The sequence below is a fragment of the Sphaerotilus sp. genome, from assembly GCF_031429695.1.
GTDB lineage: Bacteria > Pseudomonadota > Gammaproteobacteria > Burkholderiales > Burkholderiaceae_C > Sphaerotilus.
The window spans coordinates 1-24,032 of record NZ_JANPAB010000005.1; the positions used below are offsets into that span (position 1 = coordinate 1).

Here is a 24,032-nt window from a genome sequence, read left to right on the forward strand (position 1 = left end):
CGCGAAGCGCCGAAGGTTGTCTATGAGCTTGAGCACATGGGCATGCCTTTCGACCGCAACCCCGACGGCACGATCTACCAGCGCCCCTTCGGCGGCCACACCGCCAATTACGGTGAAAAGCCGGTGCAACGCGCCTGTGCCGCCGCCGACCGCACGGGTCACGCCATGCTGCACACCCTGTACCAGCAAAACGTGAAGGCCCGCACCAACTTCTTCGTCGAATGGATGGCGCTCGACCTGGTGCGCGATGCGGCGGGTGATGTGCTGGGTGTTGTCGCCATGGAAATGGAGACTGGCGACGTGCACATCATGGAAGCCAAGACCACGCTGCTCGCCACCGGCGGCGCCGGGCGCATCTACGCCGCGAGCACCAACGCCTACATCAATACCGGCGACGGCCTCGGGATGGCGGCGCGCGCCGGCATTCCGCTGCAGGACATGGAGTTCTGGCAGTTCCACCCGACCGGCGTGGCCGGCGCGGGCGTGCTGTTGACCGAAGGCTGCCGCGGCGAAGGCGCGATCCTGCGCAACGCCAACGGCGAGCGCTTCATGGAACGCTATGCCCCGACGCTGAAGGACCTGGCGCCACGCGACTTCGTCTCGCGCTGCATGGACCAGGAAATCAAGGAAGGTCGCGGCTGCGGTCCGAACAAGGACTACATCCAGCTCGACATGACCCACCTGGGCGGCGACACCATCCTCAAGCGCCTGCCCTCGGTGTTCGAGATCGGCCACAACTTCGCCAACGTCGACATCACCAAGGAGCCGATCCCGGTGGTGCCGACCATCCACTACCAGATGGGTGGCATCCCGACCAACATCAACGGCCAGGTCGTCACGCCCAAGGGCGATGACTACAAGAGTGTCGTCAATGGTCTGTACGCCGTGGGCGAGTGCTCCTGCGTGTCGGTGCACGGCGCCAACCGCCTGGGCACCAACTCGCTGCTGGACCTGCTGGTGTTCGGCCGTGCCGCCGGCAACCACATCGTCGAGGCGATCAAGTCGGCGCCGAAGTCCCACAAGGAGCTGCCGAAGGATGCCGCGGACCTGGCGCTGGCCCGTCTGGCCCGCCTGGACAAGAGCGGCTCGGGTGAGTATTCGCAGGCCGTGGCAGGCGACATGCGCGATGCCATGCAGCAGCACGCTGGCGTGTTCCGCACCCAGAAGACGATGGACGCCGGCGTGGTCAAGATCAACGCCCTGCGCGAGCGCGTGAACCACATCACCCTGAAGGACAAGTCCAAGGTCTTCAACACCGCCCGCATCGAGGCGCTGGAAGTGGACAACCTGATGGAAGCTGCCCAGGCCACCATGACCTCGGCAGCGGCCCGCCAGGAATGCCGCGGCGCGCACACGGTCAAGGACTACGAGCGCGGCGCCGATGACGCGCAGTTCCCGCTCGGCCGCAACGATGCCGAGTGGATGAAGCACACCCTCTGGGACAGTGCCACCAACACCCTGTCGTACAAGCCCGTCAACCTCAAGCCGCTGACGGTGGATTCGGTTCCGCCCAAGGTCCGCACCTTCTGACCTTCTGAAGAGACCCAACATGGCCAAGCGCACATTCCAGATCTACCGCTACGACCCGGACAAGGATGCCAAGCCCTACATGCAGTCGATCGAGGTCGAACTCGACGGCAATGAGCGCATGTTGCTGGATGCCCTGATCAAGCTCAAGGAAGTCGATCCGACCTTGAGCTTCCGCCGCTCCTGCCGCGAAGGCGTCTGCGGTTCGGACGCGATGAACATCAACGGCAAGAACGGCCTGGCGTGCCTGACCAACATGCGCGACCTGCCGGGCGCCGTGGTGCTCAAGCCGCTGCCGGGGCTGCCGGTCATCCGCGACCTGATCGTGGACATGACCCAGTTCTTCAAGCAGTACAACTCGATCAAGCCGTATCTGGTGAACGACGAGATCCCGCCGGACAAGGAGCGTCTGCAGTCGCCGGAAGAGCGCGACGAGCTGAACGGCCTGTACGAGTGCATCCTGTGCGCGAGCTGCTCGACCAGCTGCCCGAGCTTCTGGTGGAACCCGGACAAGTTCGTCGGCCCGGCCGGTCTGCTGCAGGCGTATCGCTTCATCGCCGACAGCCGCGACCAGGACACCGCCGCCCGCCTGGACAACCTGGAAGATCCGTACCGCCTGTTCCGCTGCCACACGATCATGAACTGCGTGGACGTCTGTCCGAAGGGCCTGAATCCGACCAAGGCCATCGGCAAGATCAAGGAATTGATGGTCCGGCGTGCCGTCTGACGGTCAGACCCCTGAAAGTACGGCGATGGACACTCTGCTCGACGAGCGGGCCCTCAGCAAGCTGCACTGGCGTTGCCGGCGTGGCTTGCTGGAAAACGATCTGTTCATCGAGCGGTTCTTCGGACGCTACGAGTCCAGCCTGACCGTTCGACAGGCCCGGGGCCTGGAAGTTTTGATGGATCTTGCCGATAACGACCTGCTGGACCTGCTGCTGTGCCGGCGCGAACCCGAAGGCGATCTGGATCAGCCAGACGTGCGGCTCGTGCTGGGCATGCTGCGGCAGCGTCCTTGAGGTCCGGGCAGGATCGACCCGATACAGACACTATTGACCTACCGAGGAAACCGCCATGATGATCCCCTCCGACGTGAAGGCCACCCTATCGTTCTCCGATGGCAGTGCCTCGATGGACCTGCCGCTCTACAAGGGCACGATCGGCCCGGATGTCATCGACATCCGCAAGCTCTACGCGCAGACCGGCAAGTTCACCTACGATCCCGGCTTCCTGTCCACGGCCTCGTGCAACTCGACCATCACCTACATCGACGGTGACAAGGGCGAGCTGCTGTACCGCGGCTACCCGATCGAGCAGCTCGCGGTCAACTGCGACTTCCTCGACACCTGCCACCTGCTGCTGTACGGAGATCTGCCGAACGCGGACCAGCGCACCGACTTCCATGGCCGCGTGACCAACCACACGATGGTCAACGAGCAGATGCAGTTCTTCCTGCGCGGTTTCCGCCGGGACGCACACCCGATGGCCATCCTGACCGGCCTGGTCGGCGCCTTGTCGGCCTTCTACCACGACAGCACGGACATCAACAATCCGCAGCACCGCGACATCGCCGCGATCCGCCTGATCGCCAAGATGCCGACGCTGGTGGCCATGGCGTACAAGTACACCGTGGGCCAGCCCTACATGTACCCGCAGAACAACCTCTCGTACGCCGGCAACTTCATGCGCATGATGTTCGCCACACCGTGCGAGGACTACAAGGTGAACCCAGTGATCGAGCGCGCGCTCGACCGCATCTTCATCCTGCACGCGGACCATGAGCAGAACGCCTCGACCTCGACCGTGCGCCTGTGCGGCTCGTCGGGCACCAACCCGTTCGCGGCCATCGCGGCTGGCGTGGCCTGCCTGTGGGGCCCGTCGCACGGTGGTGCCAACGAGGCCTGCCTGAACATGCTGGGCGACATCCAGAAGATGGGTGGCGTGGCCAAGGTCGGCGAGTTCATGAACCAGGTGAAGGACAAGAACTCCGGCGTCAAGCTGATGGGCTTCGGTCACCGCGTCTACAAGAACTACGACCCGCGCGCCAAGCTGATGCGCGAGACCTGCCACGAAGTGCTGGGGGAACTCGGTCTGCACGACGACCCGCTGTTCAAGCTGGCCATGGAGCTGGAGAAGATCGCGCTGGAAGACGATTACTTCGTCGCCCGCAAGCTCTATCCGAACGTGGACTTCTACTCCGGCATCGTGCAGCGCGCCATCGGCATCCCCGTGCCGCTGTTCACCGCGATCTTCGCGCTGGCCCGCACCGTGGGCTGGATCGCGCAGCTCAACGAGATGATTGGCGACCCGGAGTACAAGATCGGCCGTCCGCGCCAGCTCTATGTCGGCGCAGCCCGCCGCGACGCGCCGCCGCTGTCGGCGCGCTGATCCGGTTCGGCACCTGCACGCAGGTGCCGCAGCCGAAACGCACAAGGCCCCTTCAAGGGGCCTTGTTCATTGGGGAAAGGTGATTCGCGGCGGCCCGGATCAGAACCGGTAACCGATGCGCAGCGCGCCCCAATGACGACCCTGGACCACGATCGGCGCGGCCACCTCCTTGAGCAGCACGAAACTGCCGCCGCCCATGTCGCGCCGGTAGGTCTGCACGAGGAACGGCCGGCGGTTGCGGGCCGATGCCAGGCCCGTGCGGTCGTTGAAGATGCGCCTGTAGCGGCTGTTGGCGGTGTTCCACACCACGTCCCCACGTCGCTGCGCCTGGCAATAGATGCGGTTGTGCGTGGCCACATAGCCGTTGCGATCGACCGCGATGCAATACGCCACCTTGTCGCCACGGGCCAGCACCTGCTCCTGCACCTCCGGGAACAGGCGGTCGGCCAGCGGCACGAAGCGGGTCAGGAACTGCGGCGGATCGGTTTGTGCAATGGGCTGGTACTGCTCGTCGAACAGCGCCTGCAGATCGATCTGACCGCCTGCGATCGCCTTGTCCAGCAACTCGGTGATGCGCTGCGCGGCGGCCTGCGCCGAACGGATCAGCGGGGTGTCCTCCGTCTCGACCCCACAGCCGGCCAGCTCGTCGATCAGACGCTCCGACACCGCGAGGAAGCGGTTGCTGCAGTGCATCGCCGTGTCCAGACCACTGATCGCGCCCTGGATCTCCTTGCCCAGCACCTGCGTCTTGTCGATCACCTGCTGTGCGATCGAGCGGCTGATGTCGGCGGCGGAATCGATGCGGTGAACGGCAGTTTCCACGTCGGCAAAGGCCCGGTGAATCTGACCCTGCCGTTCAGCGACGAGGTCGACACGGATGTCGCGCGAAAACGCTTCGATGCGCCGATCCAGATCGACCAGTGTGCTCATGATGGTGCGAGAGGACGACTCGACGCGCCCGGCCAGGTCCTTCACGGCATCTGCCACCACGCCAAAGCCGCGCCCCGCCTCCCCTGCCCGCTTGGCCTCGACCGAGGCATTGAACGCCACCAACCGGGTCTGCAGCGCAATCTGTCCGATGTCACCGGCGGCATTGGCCACTTGGTGCAGCACCTCGACGATGCCCGTCACCTCGCGCGCCACCTGCTCGACCTGCTGCCGGGCACGGACCACCGCCTCCCGGCTCGACCCCGTGGCCTCGCCGATGGCGCGCTGGGTTTCCTGCACCCGGCCGAGGTCGAGGTTGAGGTGGTTCATGGCCTGCAGCTGCGCGGTCACGATCTTCTGGGTGTCCTCGATCACGCCGCGGGTTTCCGCCGCGTCCCGACCGATGTTCGACACCTGGCGCGACAGCCGCTGCACCACGTCGGCTGGTTTGGCCGTGGCCGCACCGGCCTCGGTCTCCGGCGCCACAGGGACAGATCCCCGAGGTCGAAGTAGATTCATCATGGGGCAATCCTCTGGACGTCGGGGCGGTCTTACCAGGTGCGCAGCTTGGCGCGCAAGCGAGCGATGGATTGGCTGTGCAGCTGGCAGACCCGAGACTCGGTCACGCCCAGCACGGCGGCAATTTCCTTGAGATTCATGTCCTCCTCGTAGTACATGCTCATCACGAATTGCTCGCGTTCAGGCAGGTGCTTGATGGCCTCGACCAGCGCCTCGCGCATGCGCCGGTTGTTGAGGCGCGCCAGCGGATCGGCGTCGTTATCGGCAACGATGTGACGGTCCAGATAGTCGTTCTCGCCCTCGTCGCCACTGAGGTCTTCGAGGTACACCAGCTGCGTTCCGCGCACCCGGTTCAGCAGGTCCTGGTAGTCAGTGAGCGACAGGCCCATCTCGACGGCGATCTCGCTCTCGTGCGGCGCACGGCCGAAGCGCTGTTCCAGCCGGTGCACGGCGGCCTCGATGTCGCGCTGGTGCTTTCGGTTGCTGCGGCTCATCCAGTCACCGCCGCGCAGTTCGTCCAGCATCGCGCCACGGATGCGCTGTGTCGCGAAGGTCTCGAACTGAACCCCCTGCTTCACGTCGAAGCGTGTCAGGGCGTCGGTCAATCCGATCATGCCGACCTGGATCAGGTCGTCGAGTTCGACGTTGGCTGGCAGCCGGGCAATCATCTGGTGCGCCAGACGCCGAACCAGCGAGCTGTATTGCTCCAGCATCTTGTTGGCTTCGAGTTGGCCCTTGGAGGTGTACATCAGGTGGCTCCGGATCGGTTCAGACCATCGGCTGCAAAAGGGGTGACGACGTCACCGGCACCGGGCCACGGCGCCCCATCTCGGGCAGGACAAAAGCCGCAGCAGCGTTCATGGAGGCTTCCATGAACGCCATGAGCGAGGCCGAGGCCGTCGCAGGCAACACCACGGCACGCGGGTCGATATCGACCGAGTCGTGCCGGACACCGCCAAAAAACAGCGCGGCACACTGCGCCAGCCGGTCCTTGACCAGCCGGATGCCGGCCGAGCCAGCCGCAGCACTCACCAGCAGATCGTGCGACACCCAGTCCGCGCGCTGCGACAGCACCTTCAGCGCCGCGTAGGCATGGGTCATCGCATCGGGTTGCTCGTCACAGATGACGATCGGCCGCGGCCGGCTCAGGTGCAGCTCGCCGCGCCCGAACAACCGCGCCAGCTCACTCGCCGAGCCGTGCACGACCACCGCCTGCGACAACGGCGCCGCGTCGATCACGGCCTGCAGGAACCCCTGGGTCGATCCGCTGGCGTTGGTCCAGCGGGCCGGCAGTCCACGCGCCGGCAGGCTGGCCGTGCGGTCGGTCAGTACCTGGATGCGGTCGGCCAGATCGACCAGGGGGTCGAGCCGACCGCCGGTCTCGCGCACCGGGGCACGGACGTGGTCACAGACATCGACGACCAGGGTATAGAGCCCGAGTTGCTCCAGTGCGGCGCAGACCTGGCGGATCAACACGGATTCCTGTGCAACGAAGGGGTTCGACACGACGGGAATGAAGCGCACGGTGCGTGTCGAGAAGAGGCGGCGCAAGCCATCGGCCTGGTCACCGGGTTGAGCACGACGAACATCAGAAGGAACAGCCATCAGCGACTCCGTCGGCCGGTCCGGGCTCATGCGCCCAGGTCTCGCGAGGCATAAGCGCTGCGACGCAGCGCCGACCCCGTCGACACGCCGGGGCGTGCGAAGGTCATGCTCACGTCTCCGGGGCTCATGCGCCAGGCCTGCGAAGCGCTGCCGCGCAGCGCGCGCTGGATCAGCGTCTGGCTGTTCAGGTGGTGCCAGTCCTCTGGCACCCGCTGTCCGGTGGAGACCGCCAGCACCTTCAGCCGGTGCCGGATCATCGCGTCGAGCGCCGGGCCAAGCTTCACCGCTTCGTCGAGCTTCGACAAGATGATGCCCTTGGCCTGGCTCGCCTTGTAGGCGGTGATCACGTCCTCGATCGTCTCCGCCTGCTGCGCCGCGTTGACCACCAGCAGGCGCTTGATGCTGCGGTGGGTGAGCATGTCGAGCAGATCACGGGTGCGGGCATCGCGCTGGGCCAGACCTGCCGTGTCGATCAGCACCATCTTCTTGCCGGACAGCAGATCGAGCAGGTCCTCCATCGCCGCGCGGTCGTGCGCCGTGTGGACCGGCACACCGAGGATGCGGCCATAGGCGCGCAGCTGCTCGTGGGCGCCGACGCGGTAGGCGTCCAGCGTGATCAGGCCGAGCTGCGACGGGCCGTGGCGCGTGGCAAAGGCGGTGGCGAGCTTGGCGGTCGAGGTGGTCTTGCCGACGCCGGTCGAACCGATCAGCGCGTAGACACCGCCCTCGTCTTCCAGATCGGCCTCGTCCTCGCTGGTCAGCAGGTTGCGCTGCAGCAGGTCGGTCACGGCGCCGAGTTCATCGCCTTCGTCCAGCGGGGTGCCGTCCACCAGCTCGCGCACCAGGGCCGGCGAGAAACCACACTCCAGCAGCCGCGTGCTGAGCTGCACCTGGCGGGGATTCTTCTGCAGCCGGTCCATGAACGCCATCATGGTGAAGCGCTCCTCGATCAGGCTCTTCATGGAGCGGATCTCGGCCAGCATGTCCGCATCGGCAGATGGGGACGAGGTGATCTCCATCTCGTCGTCCACGCTGTCGTCCACCGGGGCAGAACGCACCGCGGGAATCGGAGCTGGGCTGTCGGCGGCCGCCGGGCGTGCCGCGCTGGTCTGGCGGGCCGGCGCCGAAGGACTCAGCAGGAACGGGCGGATCGACGCTTCATCGGCGCCCACCGGAGCCGGTGCATCCAGATGGGCACTCTCAGGCGGCGTCGACCAGTCGCCATAGCTCGGCTCGGGCGCCGGCGCCTGGCGGGTGGACAGGGGCTCGCGCCGAGCGTCGTTGCGCACGTCCGGACGCGGTGCCGCGCGGGGATCGGTCGATGGGGCGCGGACGTCGGGCTCGGGCGAGGCAACGCCATCGCGCCCGCTCAGCTCGGCCTTGCGCTTCTTGAGCATGCGCTCGCGGACATAGTCCTGGAACGACAGGGTGCTCATCGCCAGCGTGCCCACATCGTCCTGCACCGGCGTGGCCGATGGCTCGGGAGCGGCCGGCGCCCTGGGCGCAGCCGGGGCCCGCGGCGCAACGGGTGCCGCCGGTGCAGCCAGGGAGCGTGAGGCGGGCTTGTTCGACTGTGGCAGGGCAGGCTTCGGTGCGGGTACTGGCGAGGCAGCGGGGGATTCATGGCGCTCCAGCGCATCGATGCTCTCGGACGGCATCGCCACCACTTCGACACCGTCGCTGCTCGGTTTGGTCGACAGGATCACCGCGTTGTCGCCGAAGGTCTGACGCACTTTCTGCATCGCTTCGCGCGAATTGCGCCCGAAAAAGCGCTTCACATTCATGAGTGTGCTCCGATGATCGAACCGATGCGGATCGAGTGGGTGTCAGGTATTTCGCTGTGCGCCAGCACCTTCAGGCGCGGTGCGGCACGGCGCAGCAGGCGCGACAGCGACAGGCGCAGCGAGTCCGGCACCAGCAGGCAGGCCGCCTGGCCGAGGTCTTCCTGGCGACGGGCCGCGTCGGAGGCGCCGCGGCTGAGCTGGTCGGCCACGCTCGGGTCGAGCACCGGGCCATTCGCTGCCGTCAGCGCCTGGGTCAGCAGCCGCTCCAGCTCGGGCTCCAGCGCGATCACGTCCAGCTCGCGCTGCGTGCCGTAGATCTGCTGCACGATGGCCGGCGCCAGTGCCACGCGCAGCCGCCGCGCCAGCTCGGCCGGATCGGTCACACCGGCCGCCGATTGCTCGGCCAGCGATTCGACGATCGAGCGCATGTCGCGGATGTGCACGCCTTCTTCCAGGAGGGACTGGAGGATTTTCTGCAGTGGGACGATGCCGATCATCTTGGGGATCACGTCTTCTATCAGTTTGGGCGCCAGCTTGGTCACATGCTCGACCAGCGCCTGGGTTTCGGTGCGGCCCAGCAAACGGGCCGCGTGTTGTTGCATCAAGTGTGAAAGATGGGTCGCCACGACGGTCGAGGAATCAACAACCGTGTACCCAGCCATTTGGGCGGTTTCTCGCTGGCGTTCATCGACCCAGACCGCCGGCAGTCCGAAGGCTGGATCGACGGTCAGCTGGCCCTGCAACGCCGGCTGTGCATTGCCCGGATTGATGGCCAGGAACATGCCCGGATAGGCCTCGCCCTCGCCCATGACGGCGCCGCGCAAGGTCAGGCGGTACATGCTGGGCTTGAGTTCTAGGTTGTCGCGGATGTGCACCGATGGCGGCAAAAAGCCCACCTCTTGCGCGAACTTCTTGCGCACACCCTTGATCCGGTTGAGCAGGTCACCGCCGCGCTCCTTGTCCACCAGCGCGATCAGGCGGTAGCCGACCTCCATGCCCAGCGTGTCCACCGGCTGCAGGTCGTCCCAGCTGGCCTCCTCGCCGGGCGCCTTGAGGGCCGGCTCGTCGGCCAGCGCAAGGCCCGCGGCTTCGGCGGCTGCGAGTTGTGCGCCACGTCCGCGCATCGTGTACGACAGGTAACCCAGGCCCCCCGCCACCAGCAGGAACACCAGATGCGGCATACCCGGCACCAGCCCCAGCATCCCGATGACCGCTGCGGCCATGCCGACCGCCTGCGGCGTGCGGAACATCTGGCCGATGATCTGCGTGCCCACGTCCTGCTCCTTGCCGACGCGGGACACGACCATCGCCGCCGCCACCGAGATCAGCAGGCTGGGGATCTGGGCCACCAGCGCGTCGCCCACGGCCAGCAGCACATAGGTGCTGGCAGCGGCCGAAGCGGTCAGGTCGTGCTGGGCCACGCCGATGATGAAGCCACCAATGATGTTGATGACCAGGATCAGGATGCCGGCGATGGCGTCCCCGCGCACGAACTTCGAGGCACCGTCCATCGAGCCGAAGAACTCCGCCTCGTTGCCGACCTCGATGCGCCGGCGCTTGGCCTCCTTCTCGTCGATCAGGCCGGCGTTCAGGTCAGCGTCGATGGCCATCTGCTTGCCGGGCATCGCGTCCAGCGTGAAGCGCGCGCCGACTTCGGCGATCCGCTCGGCGCCCTTGGTCACGACGACGAAATTGATGACCACCAGGATCGCGAAGACGATGAAGCCGACCGCAAAGTTGCCGCCGATCAGGAAGTGGCCGAAAGACTCGATCACCGCGCCCGCTGCGCCCGGTCCGGTGTGGCCCTCCAGCAGCACGACCCGGCTCGACGCCACGTTCAGCGACAGGCGCAGCAGCGTGGTCAGCAGCAGCACCGACGGAAAGGCCGCGAAGTCCAGCGGGCGCACCATGTAGGACGCCACCACCATCACCATCAACGCCGAGGCGATGTTGAAGGTGAACAGCAGGTCGAGCATGAAGGTCGGCAGCGGCAGCACCATCATGGCCAGGACCATGATGATCATCACCGGTGCGGCCATGCCCTGCAGCCAGGCGGTGTTGCTGCCGAACAGGCGTTGCAGATGGGGGGTCAGGGCGTTCATGGCGTGGGGGCTCCACCGTGGCGGGCGGCATGCCGGTTATGGCGGGGATCGGCCGGATCAAGCTCCGGCGGCACAGGAATCAGGTCGAGCGAGGTCGGGTACGGCGCGCGGCCCGCAACCGCTTCCCGCAGGCGGAACACGTGCGCCAGCACCTGCGCCACGGCGCTGTAGAGCGCCACGGGAATCTCGCGGTCCAGCTCGGTCGTGGCGTAGAGCGCGCGGGCCAGCGGCGGCGCTTCCAGCACCGGCACCCGTGACGCGGTCGCCAGGTCACGGATCTTCAGCGCCACCTGGTCCGTGCCCTTGGCGACGACCTTGGGCGCGCCGCCGCCGTCCTCGCTGTACTTGATCGCCACCGCGTAGTGGGTCGGGTTCATCACCACCAGATCCGCCGTCGGCACCGCGGTCATCATCCGGCGGCGCGAGGCCTCGCGCATGCGCTGGCGCAGGCGGCCCTTGATCTCCGGATTGCCTTCCTGCTGCTTGTGCTCGTCCTTGATGTCCTGGTGGCTCATCTTCAGCTTCGAGGCGTGCATGAAGCGCTGCAGCGGCAGGTCGATCACCGCGAACAGCGCCAGCACCAGCACCAGCAACCACAGGCCCGACAGGATCTGGCTGCCCGCCTCCGTGAACGCGGCCGTCAGCTCGACCGCCTGGCTGCGCACGAAGTCATCGCGGTGCGCCCACATCCACAGCGCACCCACGGCACCCAGCAGCAGCGCCAGCACGCAGGACTTGAGCGTGTCACTCAGCTTGTCCTTGGACAGCAGATTGACCAGGCCGCTGAGCGGGTTGAGCTTGCCGAAGTTCGGCGCCATCACTTTCATCGTGAAGACCCAGCCTCCCGACACCATCGACGCCACCACCGACACGAAGCTGACCACGGCGCCCAGGAACAGGCTGAGCAGCAGCATGTCCGGCACCACCGACGCCAGGCGCTCGGTCATGAAGGCCGGACTGGCCACCGTCACGGCGTCAAAGCGCAGCGCAGCCGCGAGCAGGTCACGCAGTCGCTGCGTGACCGAAGGCGCCACCGAGGACATCACGCCCAGCGAGGCCGCCACCACCACAAAATGCCCGAGGTCCCGCGAGCGCACCACCTGGCCTTCGGCACGCGCCTTTTTCAGGCGCTGCGCGGTGGCGGGTAGTTGCTTGTCTTGGGAGCTGTCGCCGGACATCGGGTGGTGGGATCAGAAAGGGCGTATCGGAGGAAGGGGCTTCGCCGCCATTCTTCCGCCCGGACCCTGGAACTGGAATCCGATAAGCGCACCCTTTCTCGGCGTATTCCCCCTCGGCGACCCTCACCCACAACCCGACCCGCGCCAAGCAGAAAAAAGGCGGCCCGCGGCCGCCTTGATCCGAACTTGGGCGCGCTCACCGCCCCTGCCGCAACCTCAACGCGGCGCCACGGTCACCCACTGCCACTCCAGCCAGTTGTCCGCACGGTGGACCACGGTCACGTTCTGCCGCGCCGCCCAGGGCACGAACTGCCGGTGCAGTGGAATGTGGTGGATCTGCGCGTTGTGCTCGGCAAACACCTGCTTGATGAGGCCCTGGCGCTTGGTCACATCCGCCTCCCTGCTGGACGCTGCGGCCAGCGCATCCAGCTTGTCGTTCTTCACGTTGCCGAAGTTCCAGTCGCCCACGCCCTTGTCGGCACGGCTGCGGTAGATCGGGGTGAACGTCGTCTCCGGGTCGGTGATCGAGCCGCCCCAGCCGAGCAGGTAGAGACTGGTGTCGAGCTTCTGCAGCTTGGGGAAATACACCGCGCGCGGCATCGCGTTGACACGCACCTTGACCTTGAGCTGCGACCACATGCCCGCCAGCGCGACACAGAGTTCCTCGTCGTTGACGTAGCGGTTGTTCGGGCAGTCCATGCCGACCTCGAAGCCGTCGGCGTAGCCCGCGTCGGCCATCCCCTTGCGGGCGGCGGCCAGGTCGAAGGGCAGGCGGCGCTCGATCTCCGGGTCGTTCAGGCTGCCCAGCGGACTCGGCACCACGGCCCCGGTCGGGATCGCCTGCCCGTTCATCAGCTTGGTCTTGATGGCCTCGATGTCGATCGCCTGGTAGAGCGCACGGCGCACCCGCACGTCCTTGAACGGGTTGGTGTCGCCCGGCACCTGCCCGTAGAGCAGCTTGTCGCGGGACTGGTCCATGCCGATGAAGAGCACGCGGTTCTCCACCCCCTCGACCACCTTGACGCCCGCGGTGCTCTTCAGGCGCGCCACGTCGCGCGGCGCCGGGTCGAGCACGAAGTCCACCTCGCCCGAGACCAGCGCGGCCAGCCGGGTCGCGTCGCTCTTGATCGGGGTGTAGACGACCTCCTGCAGATTGCCTTCGAACTTGCCCCACCACGCCGGGTTGCGCTTGTAGGTGGTCTTGATGTCGGGCTGGCGGCTGACGAGGATGAACGGGCCGGTGCCGTTGGCGTTCATCGCCGCGAAGCTCTCTTCCTTGTTCTTGAAATCCTGCGGCTTGGTGACCCGGTTCTTCTCTGACCACGACTTGCTCAGGATGAAGAGCGTGTTCATGTGCTGCAGGAACACCGGGTTCGGCTCGGCGAGGCGGAATTCCACCGTCAGCGGATCGATCTTCTTCGGCTCGCCCACCTGGTTGGCGTAGGCAATCAGGTTCGAGCTGGGCTCGCGGGCGCGCAGGATGGAGAACACCACGTCGTCGGCGGTGAACGCCGAGCCGTCGTGGAACTTCACGTTCGGCCGCAGCTTGAAGCGCCACACCAGCGGCCCGGTCTGCTGCCACTCGGTAGCGAGCTGCGGGACGATGCCGAGCTGCTTGTCGCGGCCGACCAGCGTCTCGTAGACCTGGGCGTTCATCTGGTTGGTGAGCGACTCGTTCTGCGCGTGCGGGTCCATGGTCTGCGGATCGCCCTGGGTCGCCCAGCGCAGTGTCTGGGCCGAGGCGGGCAGGCCGAGCGCGGCCGCGAGCACGGCAGCAACAACGGTGGGCAACAGCGGGCGAACAGTGGAGACTGTGGACATGGGAGGGACTCCTGCAAACTTCGATGGATGCAGTGTAGGCGGATCGACCGTGCATTGTTCTCGCGCAGCCGACTTGACTGGCGTCAAGACGGGCCCGGCAAATCCGGGCACATTGGCGGCATGAACACCACCGTGATGCCGACCGAACCCGCCCTGCGCGAATGGACACTGCCCATCGACGGCATGACCTGCGCCTCCTGTGTCACGCGGGTCGAGAAGGCGCTGAAGAAGGTGCCCGGCGTGGTCGAGGCAGAGGTCAATCTGGCCATCGAACAGGCGCATGTCGTCGCCCGCGCCGACACCGCCACCCGCGAGGCGCTGCAGGCGGCCGTGCGCCGCACGGGGTTCAGCGTGCCCGACGAGGTGGCCGCCGATGCGCCGCCGCCCGTGGTCGTCGAGCCGTGGCTGAACGAGGGGCGGCGTGTGGCGATCGCGGCACTGCTGTCGGTGCCGCTGGTGCTGCCGATGCTGGCGGAGCTGTTCGGCGGGCACTGGATGCTGCCGGGCTGGCTGCAGTGGGCGCTGGCCACCCCTGTGCAGTTCTGGCTCGGGGCGCGCTTCTACCGCGCCGGCTGGGCGGCGCTGCGCAGCGGCAGCGGCAACATGGACTTGCTGGTCGCCATCGGCACCAGCGCCGCGTATGCGCTGTCGGTCTGGCTGCTGCTGGACGACACCTCGGGCATGCCACACCTGTATTTCGAGAGTTCGGCGGTGGTGGTCACGCTGGTGATGCTGGGCAAATGGCTGGAGTCACGCGCCCGGCACCACACGGTGGACGCCATCCGGGCACTGCAGGCGCTGACCCCGGCGTTCGCCCATGTCGTCGGCCCGGATGGCACCGAGGCGGATCGACCCCTGGCCCGACTGCGTGTCGGCGACCGGGTGGTGATTCGCCCGGGCGAGCGCATTCCGGTGGATGGCGAGGTGCTCGAAGGTGCCAGCCATGTCGACGAGTCGCTGCTGACCGGCGAGAGCCTGCCGGTGGCACGCGAACCCGGTCAGCGCGTGATCGGTGGTGCCGTCAACGGCGAGGGCCGGCTGCTCGTGCGCACGCTGGCCATCGGTGCCGAGACCACGCTGTCGCGCATCGTCCGGCTGGTGGAATCGGCGCAAGCGAAGAAAGCGCCGATCCAGCGGCTGGTCGATCAGGTCAGCGCGGTGTTCGTGCCCGCGGTGGTGGTGATCGCCGTGGTCACGCTGCTCGGCTGGGGGCTGACGACGGGCGACTGGCCGATGGCCGTGCTGCGGGCGGTCGCGGTGCTGGTGATCGCCTGCCCCTGCGCGCTGGGGCTGGCGACGCCGGCGGCGATCATGGTCGGCACCGGTGCCGCAGCCCGCCACGGCATCCTGATCAAGGATGCGCAGGCGCTCGAACTCGCCCACGCCGTGCGCATCGTCGCCTTCGACAAGACCGGCACGCTCACGGCGGGCAAGCCGGCACTGGTCGGGCATGCCGCCTCGCCGGAGCAGACCGAAGACGACGTGCTCGCCTGGGCGGCAGCGCTGCAGTCGGGCAGCGAACACCCATTGGCCCGCGCCGTCGTCGCTGCAGCGGCCGGCCGCACCCTGCCGGCAGTGGACGAGATGCGCGCGCAGGCGGGCCGTGGGGTCATGGGCGTGGTGCAAGGCCGGACGCTGCGACTGGGCAGCCGGCGCTGGATGGAGGAACTGGGGGTGCCGGTCGGGCCGTTGCGAGCGATCGCCGACGGGTGGCAGTCGCAGGGGCAGACGCTGGCGTGGCTGGCGGAGGTGCCGGCCGAGGGCACACCGGGTACACCGCAATTGCTCGGCTTGCTGGCCTTCGGGGACACGATCAAGCCCGGCGCGCGCGAGGCCATCGACCAGTTGCACGCGCTGGGTGTGCGCACGCTGCTGGTCAGCGGCGACAACCGCGACGCGGCGGGCGCCGTGGGCCGGGCACTGGGCATCGACGAGGTGCGGGCGGAGGTGTTGCCCGGTGACAAGGCCGGCGTGATCACCGCTTTGCGGGCAGACGGCACCCGCGTGGCGATGGTGGGCGATGGCCTGAACGACGCGCCAGCGCTGGCCGCGGCCGATGTCGGCATGGCCATCACGCACAGCGACGGCACGGGCACGGATGTGGCGATGCACGCCGCCGGCATCACGCTGATGCGGGGCGACCCGCGCGCCGTGGCCGAAGCGATCGACATTTCACGCCGCACCACGGCCAAGATCCGCCAGAACCTGTTCTGGGCGTTTGCCTACAACGTGGTGGGGATCCCGCTGGCAGCGTTCGGGCTGCTGAGCCCGATGGTGGCAGGTGCGGCCATGGCGGCCAGCAGCGTGAGCGTCATCAGCAATGCCTTGCTGCTGGCGCGGTGGTCACCACGATCGCGGTGAACCACCAGCCCAGACCGTTCAGCGGAACTTGGCGTTTGGAACGACCTGCAGATCGCTGGGCATCGAACCGATGTAGTTCGCCAGCGTCTTCAGTTCCGCGTTGGTGAACGGCTTGGCCATGCCACCCATGATCGCGTTGCCGCGGCCGACGTTGGCGTTGTTCTCGGTCTTGTAGGACTTGAGTGCAACGAACAGGTAGTCGGCGTGCTGGCCCGCCAGCTTGGGGTAGCTGGCGTCGATCGGCTTGTTCAGGTTCTCGCCGTGGCAGGACGCGCAGTTGCCCTTCTTGAGCAGCTCGGCTACTGCGGCACTCGGTACCGGCGCTGCCGCCGTGGAGGCAGCCACCTGATGACCCGCGTAGAACGCCGCCACATCGGCCATGTCCTGCTCGGACAGGGAGCCGGCAATGCCGCGCATCGTCGGGTGCTTGCGCTCGCCCTTCTTGTAGGCGGTCAGCGCCGACACGATGTACTTGGCCCCCTGGCCAGAGATCATCGGGACCTGGTGGATTTCGGGGAAGCTGGCGCGGTAGCCCGGGATGCCGTGGCAGCCGATGCACATCGCGGCCTTCTTCTGACCGGTGGCCGCATCTCCAGCCGGATTGTCCTGAGCATGCACGGAAGACATACCGGCTGCGAGTGCAAAAGCGGAAGCGACCGTGACAAGTATCTGTTTGCTCATATGGTGGTTTTGATGTCGATCAAGCAAAAACGCCGCGAATTATAGATTCGCCTCCCTGACATTCGGCCCGTTTTCGGTCCGGCAGAAATCCGGCCGATGCCCTGACGCCACATTTTCCCGAGAGGCAGTGGCGCGGTCATCCGGGCAGGCACCATGACACTGCTCCTCATTTTGAGCACAATCCAGCCATGCGGCGCCTTTGCCGCGCGCCTGGGACCAGCAATGACCCTCACCGAACTGCGTTATATCGTGGCCGTCGCCCGAGAGCGGCATTTCGGACGGGCAGCCGAGGCCTGCTTCGTCTCGCAACCCACGCTGTCAGTGGCGATCAAGAAGCTGGAGGAGGAGCTGGAAGTGAAGCTCTTCGAGCGCGGAGGCAGCGAGGTGAGCGTCACACCGCTGGGTGAGGAAATCGTCCGGCAGGCACAGACCACGCTGGAAAGCGCCGCCGCGATCAAGGAAATCGCGCGCCGTGGCAAGGATCCGCTGGCCGGGCCGCTCCGGCTGGGCGTGATCTACACGATCGGCCCTTACCTGCTGCCCGACCTCGTGCGCAACGCCATCGAACACGTGCCGCAGATGCCGCTCATGCTGCATGAGAACTTCACCGTTCGGCTGCTGGAAATGCTGCGCACAGGCGAACTGGACTGCACGATCCTGGCCGAGCCCTTTCCCGACACCGGTCTGGCAATCGCACCGCTGTATGACGAGCCGTTCATGGTGGCCATGTCGCGCAACCACCCACTGGCCGGGCGGACCTCGATTTCGTCGGCCGAGCTGAAGCAGCAGACGATGCTGCTGCTGGGCACCGGCCACTGCTTCCGCGACCATGTGCTGGAGGTCTGCCCGGAGTTCGCCCGCTTCTCCAGCGACACCGAAGGCATCCGCAAGAGCTTCGAAGGCTCGTCGCTGGAGACCATCAAGCACATGGTGGCCTCGGGCATGGGCATCACCGTGGTGCCGCAACTGTCGGTGCCGGTCGGGCATGACGCACCGGACAACCCCTCGCTGCTGCGCTACGTGCCGTTCAGCGATCCGGTGCCGACCCGGCGGGTGGTTCTGGCCTGGCGGCGCTCCTTCACGCGCTACGAGGCCATTGCGGCACTGCGTAACGCGGTCTACCAGTGCGCCCTGCCCGGGGTCCACCGCGTGACCGACTGACCGGGGACGGCCGGCGGACCGCCTCGCCGCCTCAAGCTGCCCGCATCGCTGCCGAAATCAGCAACGGGGACATGGTCCGACATGTCCGGTTGCGAGTTTCCCCGATGCCCTCCTCCCCGAAAACGAACCGCACTTCTTCGACGTCACTGCGGCGTCGTGACGCGGAACGCCGCCGCACCGATCGTCGGAACTCGGTCCAGTCGTCCGAGGCCGCTGTCGATGCCCGGGTGCGGCTGCGCCAGCACGCCACCGTGTTGCGCACGCTGCCGTACATGGCCGGCATGTCGCTGATGAACGCCCTGCTGCTGGCGTTCACCGCGTCGCCGCAGATTCCGCAGACCCTCTTGCTCGTGTGGCTCACCGCGATCGTCGCCCTCACGCTGGCGCAACTGCAGTTCTGGTTCAACCACCGCCGCGTGCGCGCCTCGGCCGTCTCCTCGCAGCGCATCACGACCTACGACCTGCACGCCGCCCTGATAGGCGCCGTCTGGAGCCTGGCGCCCGCCACCCTGGTCTTCGACAACCAGCCCGCGCACCAGCTCACCATCGGCCTGTCCATGGTCGCCATGCTCAGTGCCGGAGCCTTCACGCTCCTGTCACTGCCCCGGGCGATGAATGCCTTCACGGGTGCGATGAGCGTGGGCACACTGGTGTCCTATGTCGGTTGGGGCTCGGCGCTGCAGAGCTATGGCGTGGTGCAGTGGATCGTGCTGACGGGGCTGGCGATCGGCGCCTCGCGGGGCGTACGCCGCAACCTGCAGGCCCGCGTCAGCGCCGAGGTCAAGGCCGAGCACCAGAACCAGCTCATCGGCCTGCTGCTGCGCGACTTCGAGGAGCATGGCAGCGACGTGCTGTGGGAAATCGATTCGGCAGGCCGCCTCAAGCATGTCTCCAAGCAGTTCGCCGGTGCACTGGGCCTGACGGTGGAAGACCTCAACGACCACTCGCTGCTCGCGCTGCTGGCCGACCTCCAGAAGAAGCTCAGCGAGTCCGACCGCGAATCCGCCAACACTCTGCACGAGCGCCTGACCCAAGGCCATCCCTTCCGTGACGTGCTGCTGCCGATGGTGATCCAGGGCAAGCAGCGCTGGTGGTCGATGACCGCCAAGCCGCTGGTGGACGAACGCGGCAGCGCCATCGGCTGGCGCGGCGTGGCCCGCGATGTCACGCAGGCCCGCATCGCCGACCGCCGACTGGCCTGGCTGGCGCACTACGACACGCTCACCGGGCTGACCAACCGGGCCCATTTCCGCGTGCTGCTCGAAGGTGCACTGCAGACCAGCCGCACCCGGCTCAGCCAGGGCGCCGTGATGTGCCTGGACCTGGACGGGTTCAAGAACGTCAACGATACCCTCGGCCACGCCACCGGCGATGCGCTGCTGGTGGAGGTATCCCGCCGCATCAAGGAAGCGGTCGGGCGCAGCAACGTCGTCGCCCGGCTCGGCGGCGACGAATTCGCGGTGCTGCTGCGCTCGGTGCGCGAAGAGGCCGAGATCGGCACCACGGCCCAGCGCATCGTCGACGCCATGCGCGCGCCCTGCGAGGTGATGGGCGCGGCCGTGCCGGTGCGCGTGAGCATCGGCATCGCGCGCTTCCCGCAGGACGGGACCACCGTCGACGAGATGATGCAGAACGGCGACCTCGCCCTCTACGACGCCAAGGCGAATGCCACGGGCTCGATGCGCTTCTTCGTCGCCCGGCTGGGTGAGCAGATCCGCCGCCGGCTGGTGCTGGAGCGTGACCTGCGCGAGGCGATGGAGAAGAACCAGCTCTCCTTGCACTACCAGCCCAAGGTCAGCCTGCACGACTGGGAAGTCATCGGCTTCGAGGCCCTGCTGCGCTGGAACCACCCGGAACACGGCGCCATCACACCCGCCGAGTTCATCCCGGTGGCCGAGGAAAGCGGCCTGATCCTGCCGATGGGCGAGTGGGCCCTGACCGAAGCCTGCTGCCAGGCCGCCCGCTGGCCGGATCCCTTGCAGGTGGCGGTCAACATCTCGCCCGTGCAGGTGATGGCGCAGAACCTGCCCGAGGCGGTGCTGCGCGCGCTGAAGGCCAGCGGCCTGGCCCCCGGCCGGCTGGAGCTGGAGATCACCGAATCGGTGTTCATCAACGACAACCGCGGCACGGTGGAGCGGCTGCACGCACTGCGCCGACTCGGTGTGCAGATCGCGCTGGACGACTTCGGCACCGGCTATTCGTCGCTGGCCTACCTGCGCCGCTTCCCCTTCGACACGCTCAAGATCGACCGCGCCTTCGTGCGCGAACTGCTGATCAGCCGGGACGCCCGCTCCATCGTGCGCAACATCCTGGCGCTGGCCAAGTCGCTGCGCATGTCGACCGTGGCCGAGGGCGTGGAGGAGCCGCTGCAGATCAACGTGCTCGAAGCCGAGGGCTGCAACATGGTGCAAGGCTACTTCGCCTCGCGCCCGATGCCGGCGGACCAGGTGCTGGAGTTCGTGCTCAAGTGGCGCGAGCGCGACCGGCCGCAGCGCCCGCGCGAGCTGGAGCTGGAGGACACCCGCACTGCCGAACTGATGCCTTCGCTGCCCGAGACCATGCTGTGACGTGACAATCGCGGACATGAAGAAGCTCGCCCTCTACCTTGACCTGATCCGATGGAGCCGCCCGGCCGGCTGGCTGCTGCTGCTGTGGCCGACGCTGGCCGCACTCTGGCTGGCGGCGGCGGGTTTCCCGGGATGGCACCTGCTGGCAGTGTTCACGCTGGGCACCATCCTCATGCGCAGCGCTGGCTGCTGCATCAACGACGTGGCCGACCGCGATTTCGACCGCCACGTCCAGCGCACCGCCGCCCGGCCCGTGACCAGCGGCGCGGTCTCCGTCAAGGAAGCCCTGGCGCTCGGTGCGGCACTGGCGCTGGTCGCGTTCGCGCTGGTGCTGACCACGAATGCGTTGACCATCTGGCTGTCGTTCGGCGCGCTGGCGGTGACGCTGGTGTATCCGTATGCCAAACGCTTCGTCTCGATGCCGCAGGCGGTGCTGGGCGTGGCGTTCAGCTTCGGGATCCCGATGGCGTTCGCAGCGACCCGCGCCGAGATCCCGCCGCTGGCCTGGGGGCTGCTTGCGGGCAACCTGTTCTGGGTGCTGGCCTACGACACCGAGTACGCGATGGTGGACCGCGCCGACGACCTCAAGATCGGCATGAAGACTTCGGCGATCACGCTCGGCCACTGGGACGTGCCCGCGATCATGGCGTTCTACGCGGTCTATCTGGCGGTCTGGGCATGGCTGGGCCTGCGCGCCGGTCTTGGCAACATGTTCCTCGTCGGCATCGCGGTGGCCGCCGCACAGGCGCTGTGGCACTGGACGCTGATCCGCGACCGCTCGCGCGACGGCTGCTTCCGCGCCTTCCGCGAGAACCACTGGCTGGGTGCTGCAGTCTTCGCGGGCGTCGTGCTCGACTACGCGCTGCGCTGACCGGCGGGCACCTCGCCCGCCAACCGCCGCGCCATCGCCAGCGCCGCCACCAGACTCGACGCATCCGCCACGCCGCGCCCGGCCACGTCGAAAGCCGTGCCGTGGTCCGGGCTGGTGCGCACGAAGGGCAGGCCCAGCGTCACGTTCACGCCCTGCTCCACGCCCAGGTATTTCACCGGGATCAGCCCCTGGTCGTGGTACATCGCCAGCACCACATCGAACTCGCCGGTGCGGGCGCGCATGAACACCGTGTCCGGTGCGAACGGGCCACGGGCGTCGATGCCCTCGGCGCGTGCGGCAGCGATGGCCGGCGCGATGACCTCGATCTCCTCGCGGCCGAACAGACCGCCCTCGCCCGCGTGCGGGTTCAGCCCGGCCACGGCAATGCGCGGCGCCGGCTGCCCCCAGCGCGCCGCACTCGCGTGGGCAATGCGCAGCGTGGACAGCACCGCGTCGAACGTCACCCGCTCGATGGCCTCCCGCAGCGAACAGTGCACCGTCACCAGCACGGTCTTCAGCTCCTCGTTCGCCAGCATCATGCGCACGTCCGCTGGCTGCCCGTGTCTTGCGCTCTCGGCGGCGAGCATCTCGGTGTGGCCCGGATACGGCTCGCCCGCGGCAAACAGCGCCTCCTTGTGGATCGGCGCCGTGACGATGGCCGACACCGCGCCGCGGCTGGCCAGTGCCACCGCGTCGCGGATGCAGGCGGCGGCGAGCCGGCCGCAGCGGGCGTCGACCGTGCCCCACGGTGCCTGCGCCAGTTCCGGACAGCGCCAGCTCGGCAGCAACACCGGAAGTGCGCCCGGCGGCACCTCGGCCAGATCGGCCACCGTGTCGATCACGGCGATGGGCAGCTCGGGCACATCGGCCCGCTGGCGCCAGACGCTTGCCGCACGGCGCAGCACTGCGGGCTCGCCAATCACCAGCGTCCGTCCGACGGGACCGGTACGGGCATCGAGAAAGGCGCGGGCGATGATTTCCGGGCCGATGCCCAGCGCGTCGCCCAGCGTGATCACCACAGGGGGTGTGGCGAGAGGTTGAACAGGGTCAAGGTATGCCATGGGGAGATTGTCACGGAACGGACGGACCGGTCATGCCCGGTTGATACACTCCCCCGCATGAACTGGTTGGACAAGATTGCATGGACTGCCGACGGCCTGGTGCCGGTGATCGCGCAGGAAGCGGGCACGAACGACGTGCTGATGTTCGCGTGGATGAACCGCGAGGCGCTGGCGCTCACCGCCGAGCGCGGCGAAGCCGTCTACTGGAGCCGCTCGCGCAAGCGTCTCTGGCACAAGGGCGAGGAGTCGGGCCATGTGCAGCAGGTGCATGAAATCCGCATCGACTGCGACCAGGATGTCGTGCTGCTCAAGGTCACGCAGCGCGGCCACGAACCCGGCATCGCCTGCCACACCGGGCGGCATTCCTGCTTCTACGAGCAGCTCTTGCCCGGCGCGGACGGGCAGTCCGCGTGGCAACCCGTCGATCCGGTCCTGAAAGATCCCAGCTCCATCTACGCCAAGCGATGAAGATGCCGATGACGACACCTGCTTCCCAGGACAGCCTGGCCCGTCTCGCCGAGGTCATCGCCTCGCGCCGCGGCGGCGATCCGGACAAGAGCTACGTCGCACGCCTGTTCCACAAGGGCACCGACACCATCCTCAAGAAAATCGGCGAGGAGGCCACCGAGGTCGTGATCGCCGCCAAGGATGGCGACGCGCAGAAGATCGTCTACGAGGTCGCTGACCTGTGGTTCCACAGCATCGTGGCGCTCACCCAGTTCGGGCTGACGCCGGCCGACGTGATTGCCGAGCTGGAACGCCGCGAAGGACTGTCCGGTCTGGCCGAGTTCGCCAGCCGACCCTCAACTCCCCCTGCCGCACCATGAGCCACCATCCGAACTGCCTGTTCTGTCGCATCGCCGCTGGCGAGATCCCCGCCCAGAAGGTCTACGAGGACGACGAGCTGATCGCGTTCAAGGATATCCACCCGGCCGCGCCCGTCCACCTGCTGGTCATTCCGCGCCAGCACATCGCCGGCCTCGGCGACGTGACCGCGGAGCACGAAGCGCTGCTGGGCCGCATGATGACGCTGGCCCCGCGACTGGCCGTCGAGCAAGGCGCGACCAACGGTTTTCGCACCGTGATCAATACCGGCCCGGACGGCGGGCAGGAGGTCTACCACCTCCACATGCACGTGATGGGCGGACCCCGACCCTGGAAACACGGCTGACCTAGAATTCTTCGCTAACCCGCACCGGAGCACCACCATGGGCCTGTCCACCACCCACCTGATCATTTTCCTCGTCATCATCGTGCTGGTCTTCGGCACCAAGAAGCTCAAGAACCTCGGCTCCGATCTCGGCTCGGCCGTCAAGGGCTTCAAGGATGGCGTGAAGGATGGCGACAAGGTGGATGCAGCCGCTGCGGCTGCATCCACCGCCGCACCGGCCGCTCAGGTCGTCGCAGAGAAGCGCCTCGACAGCCAGACCATCGACGTCGAAGCCAAGACCAAGCTGTGATGCAGCGCGGCACCTGACC

At 67.3% G+C, this 24,032-nt stretch carries 21 protein-coding genes; 12 read left to right on the plus strand and 9 right to left on the minus strand.

Annotation, left to right across the window (positions count from 1 at the left end; all coding sequences use genetic code 11):
* The 4 genes from sdhA to gltA all read left to right on the plus strand — a co-directional run.
* Positions 1-1,530, plus strand: a 1,530-nt coding sequence (gene sdhA / locus RMP06_RS00305) for a succinate dehydrogenase flavoprotein subunit (protein ID WP_310459778.1), incomplete at its 5' end; no start/stop codon positions are given.
* A 19-nt stretch (positions 1,531-1,549) separates the two neighbouring features.
* Positions 1,550-2,254: a succinate dehydrogenase iron-sulfur subunit gene (locus RMP06_RS00310; protein WP_310459779.1), complete on the plus strand. Its 705-nt coding sequence runs from the start codon at positions 1,550-1,552 to the stop codon at positions 2,252-2,254.
* Between the two features lie 25 nt (positions 2,255-2,279).
* Positions 2,280-2,546 carry an FAD assembly factor SdhE gene (locus RMP06_RS00315; RefSeq protein ID WP_310459780.1) on the plus strand — a complete coding sequence of 89 codons (267 nt, stop codon included), beginning with the start codon at positions 2,280-2,282 and terminating at the stop codon, positions 2,544-2,546.
* Between the two features lie 58 nt (positions 2,547-2,604).
* Positions 2,605-3,915, plus strand: coding sequence for a citrate synthase (gltA, locus tag RMP06_RS00320; RefSeq protein WP_310459823.1), 1,311 nt, complete (start codon positions 2,605-2,607; stop codon positions 3,913-3,915).
* A 99-nt stretch (positions 3,916-4,014) separates the two neighbouring features.
* Here gltA and RMP06_RS00325 read toward each other — a convergent pair whose 3' ends face one another.
* The 7 genes from RMP06_RS00325 to RMP06_RS00355 form a co-directional block, all read right to left on the minus strand.
* A complete protein-coding gene (locus RMP06_RS00325) occupies positions 4,015-5,364 on the minus strand; it encodes a methyl-accepting chemotaxis protein (RefSeq protein WP_310459781.1) in 1,350 nt (449 codons plus the stop codon).
* Positions 5,365-5,393: 29 nt separating this feature from the next.
* Positions 5,394-6,110 carry an RNA polymerase sigma factor FliA gene (locus tag RMP06_RS00330; protein ID WP_310459782.1) on the minus strand — a complete coding sequence of 239 codons (717 nt, stop codon included), beginning with the start codon at positions 6,108-6,110 and terminating at the stop codon, positions 5,394-5,396.
* Positions 6,111-6,129: 19 nt separating this feature from the next.
* The gene (locus tag RMP06_RS00335; RefSeq protein ID WP_310459783.1) at positions 6,130-6,966 is read right to left on the minus strand and encodes a flagellar biosynthesis protein; all 837 of its coding nucleotides are present in this window, start codon (positions 6,964-6,966) and stop codon (positions 6,130-6,132) included.
* Between the two features lie 26 nt (positions 6,967-6,992).
* Positions 6,993-8,750 carry a flagellar biosynthesis GTPase FlhF gene (gene flhF / locus RMP06_RS00340; protein WP_310459784.1) on the minus strand — a complete coding sequence of 586 codons (1,758 nt, stop codon included), beginning with the start codon at positions 8,748-8,750 and terminating at the stop codon, positions 6,993-6,995.
* On the minus strand, positions 8,747-10,852 hold the full coding sequence (flhA, locus tag RMP06_RS00345) for a flagellar biosynthesis protein FlhA (protein ID WP_310459785.1): 2,106 nt from the start codon (positions 10,850-10,852) through the stop codon (positions 8,747-8,749). Before flhA ends, flhF begins: the two co-directional genes overlap by 4 nt.
* Positions 10,849-12,030, minus strand: coding sequence for a flagellar biosynthesis protein FlhB (gene flhB / locus RMP06_RS00350; protein ID WP_310459786.1), 1,182 nt, complete (start codon positions 12,028-12,030; stop codon positions 10,849-10,851). Before flhB ends, flhA begins: the two co-directional genes overlap by 4 nt.
* A gap of 216 nt (positions 12,031-12,246) precedes the next feature.
* Positions 12,247-13,851, minus strand: coding sequence for an ABC transporter substrate-binding protein (locus RMP06_RS00355; RefSeq protein ID WP_310459787.1), 1,605 nt, complete (start codon positions 13,849-13,851; stop codon positions 12,247-12,249).
* A gap of 120 nt (positions 13,852-13,971) precedes the next feature.
* Here RMP06_RS00355 and RMP06_RS00360 point away from each other — a divergent pair, with 120 nt between their 5' ends.
* Positions 13,972-16,212: a heavy metal translocating P-type ATPase gene (locus RMP06_RS00360; RefSeq protein ID WP_310459788.1), complete on the plus strand. Its 2,241-nt coding sequence runs from the start codon at positions 13,972-13,974 to the stop codon at positions 16,210-16,212.
* A gap of 18 nt (positions 16,213-16,230) precedes the next feature.
* On the opposite strand, the gene RMP06_RS00365 is transcribed toward RMP06_RS00360, so the two are convergent.
* Positions 16,231-16,839: a c-type cytochrome gene (locus RMP06_RS00365; RefSeq protein WP_310459789.1), complete on the minus strand. Its 609-nt coding sequence runs from the start codon at positions 16,837-16,839 to the stop codon at positions 16,231-16,233.
* 276 nt (positions 16,840-17,115) lie between these two features.
* Here RMP06_RS00365 and RMP06_RS00370 point away from each other — a divergent pair, with 276 nt between their 5' ends.
* The 3 genes from RMP06_RS00370 to ubiA all read left to right on the plus strand — a co-directional run bounded on the left by RMP06_RS00370 (position 17,116) and on the right by ubiA (position 21,492).
* On the plus strand, positions 17,116-18,054 hold the full coding sequence (locus RMP06_RS00370) for a hydrogen peroxide-inducible genes activator (protein WP_310459790.1): 939 nt from the start codon (positions 17,116-17,118) through the stop codon (positions 18,052-18,054).
* 104 nt (positions 18,055-18,158) lie between these two features.
* A complete protein-coding gene (locus RMP06_RS00375; protein WP_310459791.1) occupies positions 18,159-20,621 on the plus strand; it encodes a putative bifunctional diguanylate cyclase/phosphodiesterase in 2,463 nt (820 codons plus the stop codon).
* A 16-nt stretch (positions 20,622-20,637) separates the two neighbouring features.
* On the plus strand, positions 20,638-21,492 hold the full coding sequence (gene ubiA / locus RMP06_RS00380) for a 4-hydroxybenzoate octaprenyltransferase (protein WP_310459792.1): 855 nt from the start codon (positions 20,638-20,640) through the stop codon (positions 21,490-21,492).
* Here ubiA and pdxA read toward each other — a convergent pair.
* Positions 21,477-22,553 (minus strand): 4-hydroxythreonine-4-phosphate dehydrogenase PdxA, encoded by a 1,077-nt coding sequence (gene pdxA / locus RMP06_RS00385; RefSeq protein ID WP_310459793.1) that lies wholly within the window; start codon positions 22,551-22,553, stop codon positions 21,477-21,479. The genes ubiA and pdxA overlap by 16 nt on opposite strands.
* Positions 22,554-22,610: 57 nt before the next feature.
* Between pdxA and hisI the strand changes: the two genes are divergently transcribed.
* From hisI to tatA, 4 genes are read left to right on the plus strand one after another with little or no spacing between them, the layout of a single operon-like run.
* Positions 22,611-23,021 (plus strand): phosphoribosyl-AMP cyclohydrolase, encoded by a 411-nt coding sequence (hisI, locus tag RMP06_RS00390; protein ID WP_310459794.1) that lies wholly within the window; start codon positions 22,611-22,613, stop codon positions 23,019-23,021.
* An 8-nt stretch (positions 23,022-23,029) separates the two neighbouring features.
* Positions 23,030-23,380 (plus strand): phosphoribosyl-ATP diphosphatase, encoded by a 351-nt coding sequence (locus RMP06_RS00395; protein ID WP_310459795.1) that lies wholly within the window; start codon positions 23,030-23,032, stop codon positions 23,378-23,380.
* Positions 23,377-23,724, plus strand: coding sequence for a histidine triad nucleotide-binding protein (locus tag RMP06_RS00400; RefSeq protein ID WP_310459796.1), 348 nt, complete (start codon positions 23,377-23,379; stop codon positions 23,722-23,724). The genes RMP06_RS00395 and RMP06_RS00400 overlap by 4 nt, the downstream gene beginning before the upstream one ends.
* Positions 23,725-23,761: 37 nt before the next feature.
* A complete protein-coding gene (gene tatA / locus RMP06_RS00405; protein ID WP_310459797.1) occupies positions 23,762-24,013 on the plus strand; it encodes a Sec-independent protein translocase subunit TatA in 252 nt (83 codons plus the stop codon).
* Positions 24,014-24,032: the final 19 nt, after the last annotated feature.

Excerpts from the sequence above, each read along its gene's own strand:
- RMP06_RS00310 (WP_310459779.1), top strand. The coding sequence starts at position 1,550 with ATGGCCAAGCGCACATTCCAGATCTACCGCTACGACCCGGACAAGGAT.
- RMP06_RS00315 (WP_310459780.1), top strand. The coding sequence starts at position 2,280 with ATGGACACTCTGCTCGACGAGCGGGCCCTCAGCAAGCTGCACTGGCGT.
- gltA (WP_310459823.1), top strand. The coding sequence starts at position 2,605 with ATGATCCCCTCCGACGTGAAGGCCACCCTATCGTTCTCCGATGGCAGT.
- RMP06_RS00325 (WP_310459781.1), bottom strand. The coding sequence starts at position 5,364 with ATGATGAATCTACTTCGACCTCGGGGATCTGTCCCTGTGGCGCCGGAG.
- RMP06_RS00330 (WP_310459782.1), bottom strand. The coding sequence starts at position 6,110 with ATGTACACCTCCAAGGGCCAACTCGAAGCCAACAAGATGCTGGAGCAA.
- RMP06_RS00335 (WP_310459783.1), bottom strand. The coding sequence starts at position 6,966 with ATGGCTGTTCCTTCTGATGTTCGTCGTGCTCAACCCGGTGACCAGGCC.
- flhF (WP_310459784.1), bottom strand. The coding sequence starts at position 8,750 with ATGAATGTGAAGCGCTTTTTCGGGCGCAATTCGCGCGAAGCGATGCAG.
- flhA (WP_310459785.1), bottom strand. The coding sequence starts at position 10,852 with ATGAACGCCCTGACCCCCCATCTGCAACGCCTGTTCGGCAGCAACACC.
- flhB (WP_310459786.1), bottom strand. The coding sequence starts at position 12,030 with ATGTCCGGCGACAGCTCCCAAGACAAGCAACTACCCGCCACCGCGCAG.
- RMP06_RS00355 (WP_310459787.1), bottom strand. The coding sequence starts at position 13,851 with ATGTCCACAGTCTCCACTGTTCGCCCGCTGTTGCCCACCGTTGTTGCT.
- RMP06_RS00360 (WP_310459788.1), top strand. The coding sequence starts at position 13,972 with ATGAACACCACCGTGATGCCGACCGAACCCGCCCTGCGCGAATGGACA.
- RMP06_RS00365 (WP_310459789.1), bottom strand. The coding sequence starts at position 16,839 with ATGTCTTCCGTGCATGCTCAGGACAATCCGGCTGGAGATGCGGCCACC.
- RMP06_RS00370 (WP_310459790.1), top strand. The coding sequence starts at position 17,116 with ATGACCCTCACCGAACTGCGTTATATCGTGGCCGTCGCCCGAGAGCGG.
- RMP06_RS00375 (WP_310459791.1), top strand. The coding sequence starts at position 18,159 with ATGCCCTCCTCCCCGAAAACGAACCGCACTTCTTCGACGTCACTGCGG.
- ubiA (WP_310459792.1), top strand. The coding sequence starts at position 20,638 with ATGAAGAAGCTCGCCCTCTACCTTGACCTGATCCGATGGAGCCGCCCG.
- pdxA (WP_310459793.1), bottom strand. The coding sequence starts at position 22,553 with ATGGCATACCTTGACCCTGTTCAACCTCTCGCCACACCCCCTGTGGTG.
- hisI (WP_310459794.1), top strand. The coding sequence starts at position 22,611 with ATGAACTGGTTGGACAAGATTGCATGGACTGCCGACGGCCTGGTGCCG.
- RMP06_RS00395 (WP_310459795.1), top strand. The coding sequence starts at position 23,030 with ATGACGACACCTGCTTCCCAGGACAGCCTGGCCCGTCTCGCCGAGGTC.
- RMP06_RS00400 (WP_310459796.1), top strand. The coding sequence starts at position 23,377 with ATGAGCCACCATCCGAACTGCCTGTTCTGTCGCATCGCCGCTGGCGAG.
- tatA (WP_310459797.1), top strand. The coding sequence starts at position 23,762 with ATGGGCCTGTCCACCACCCACCTGATCATTTTCCTCGTCATCATCGTG.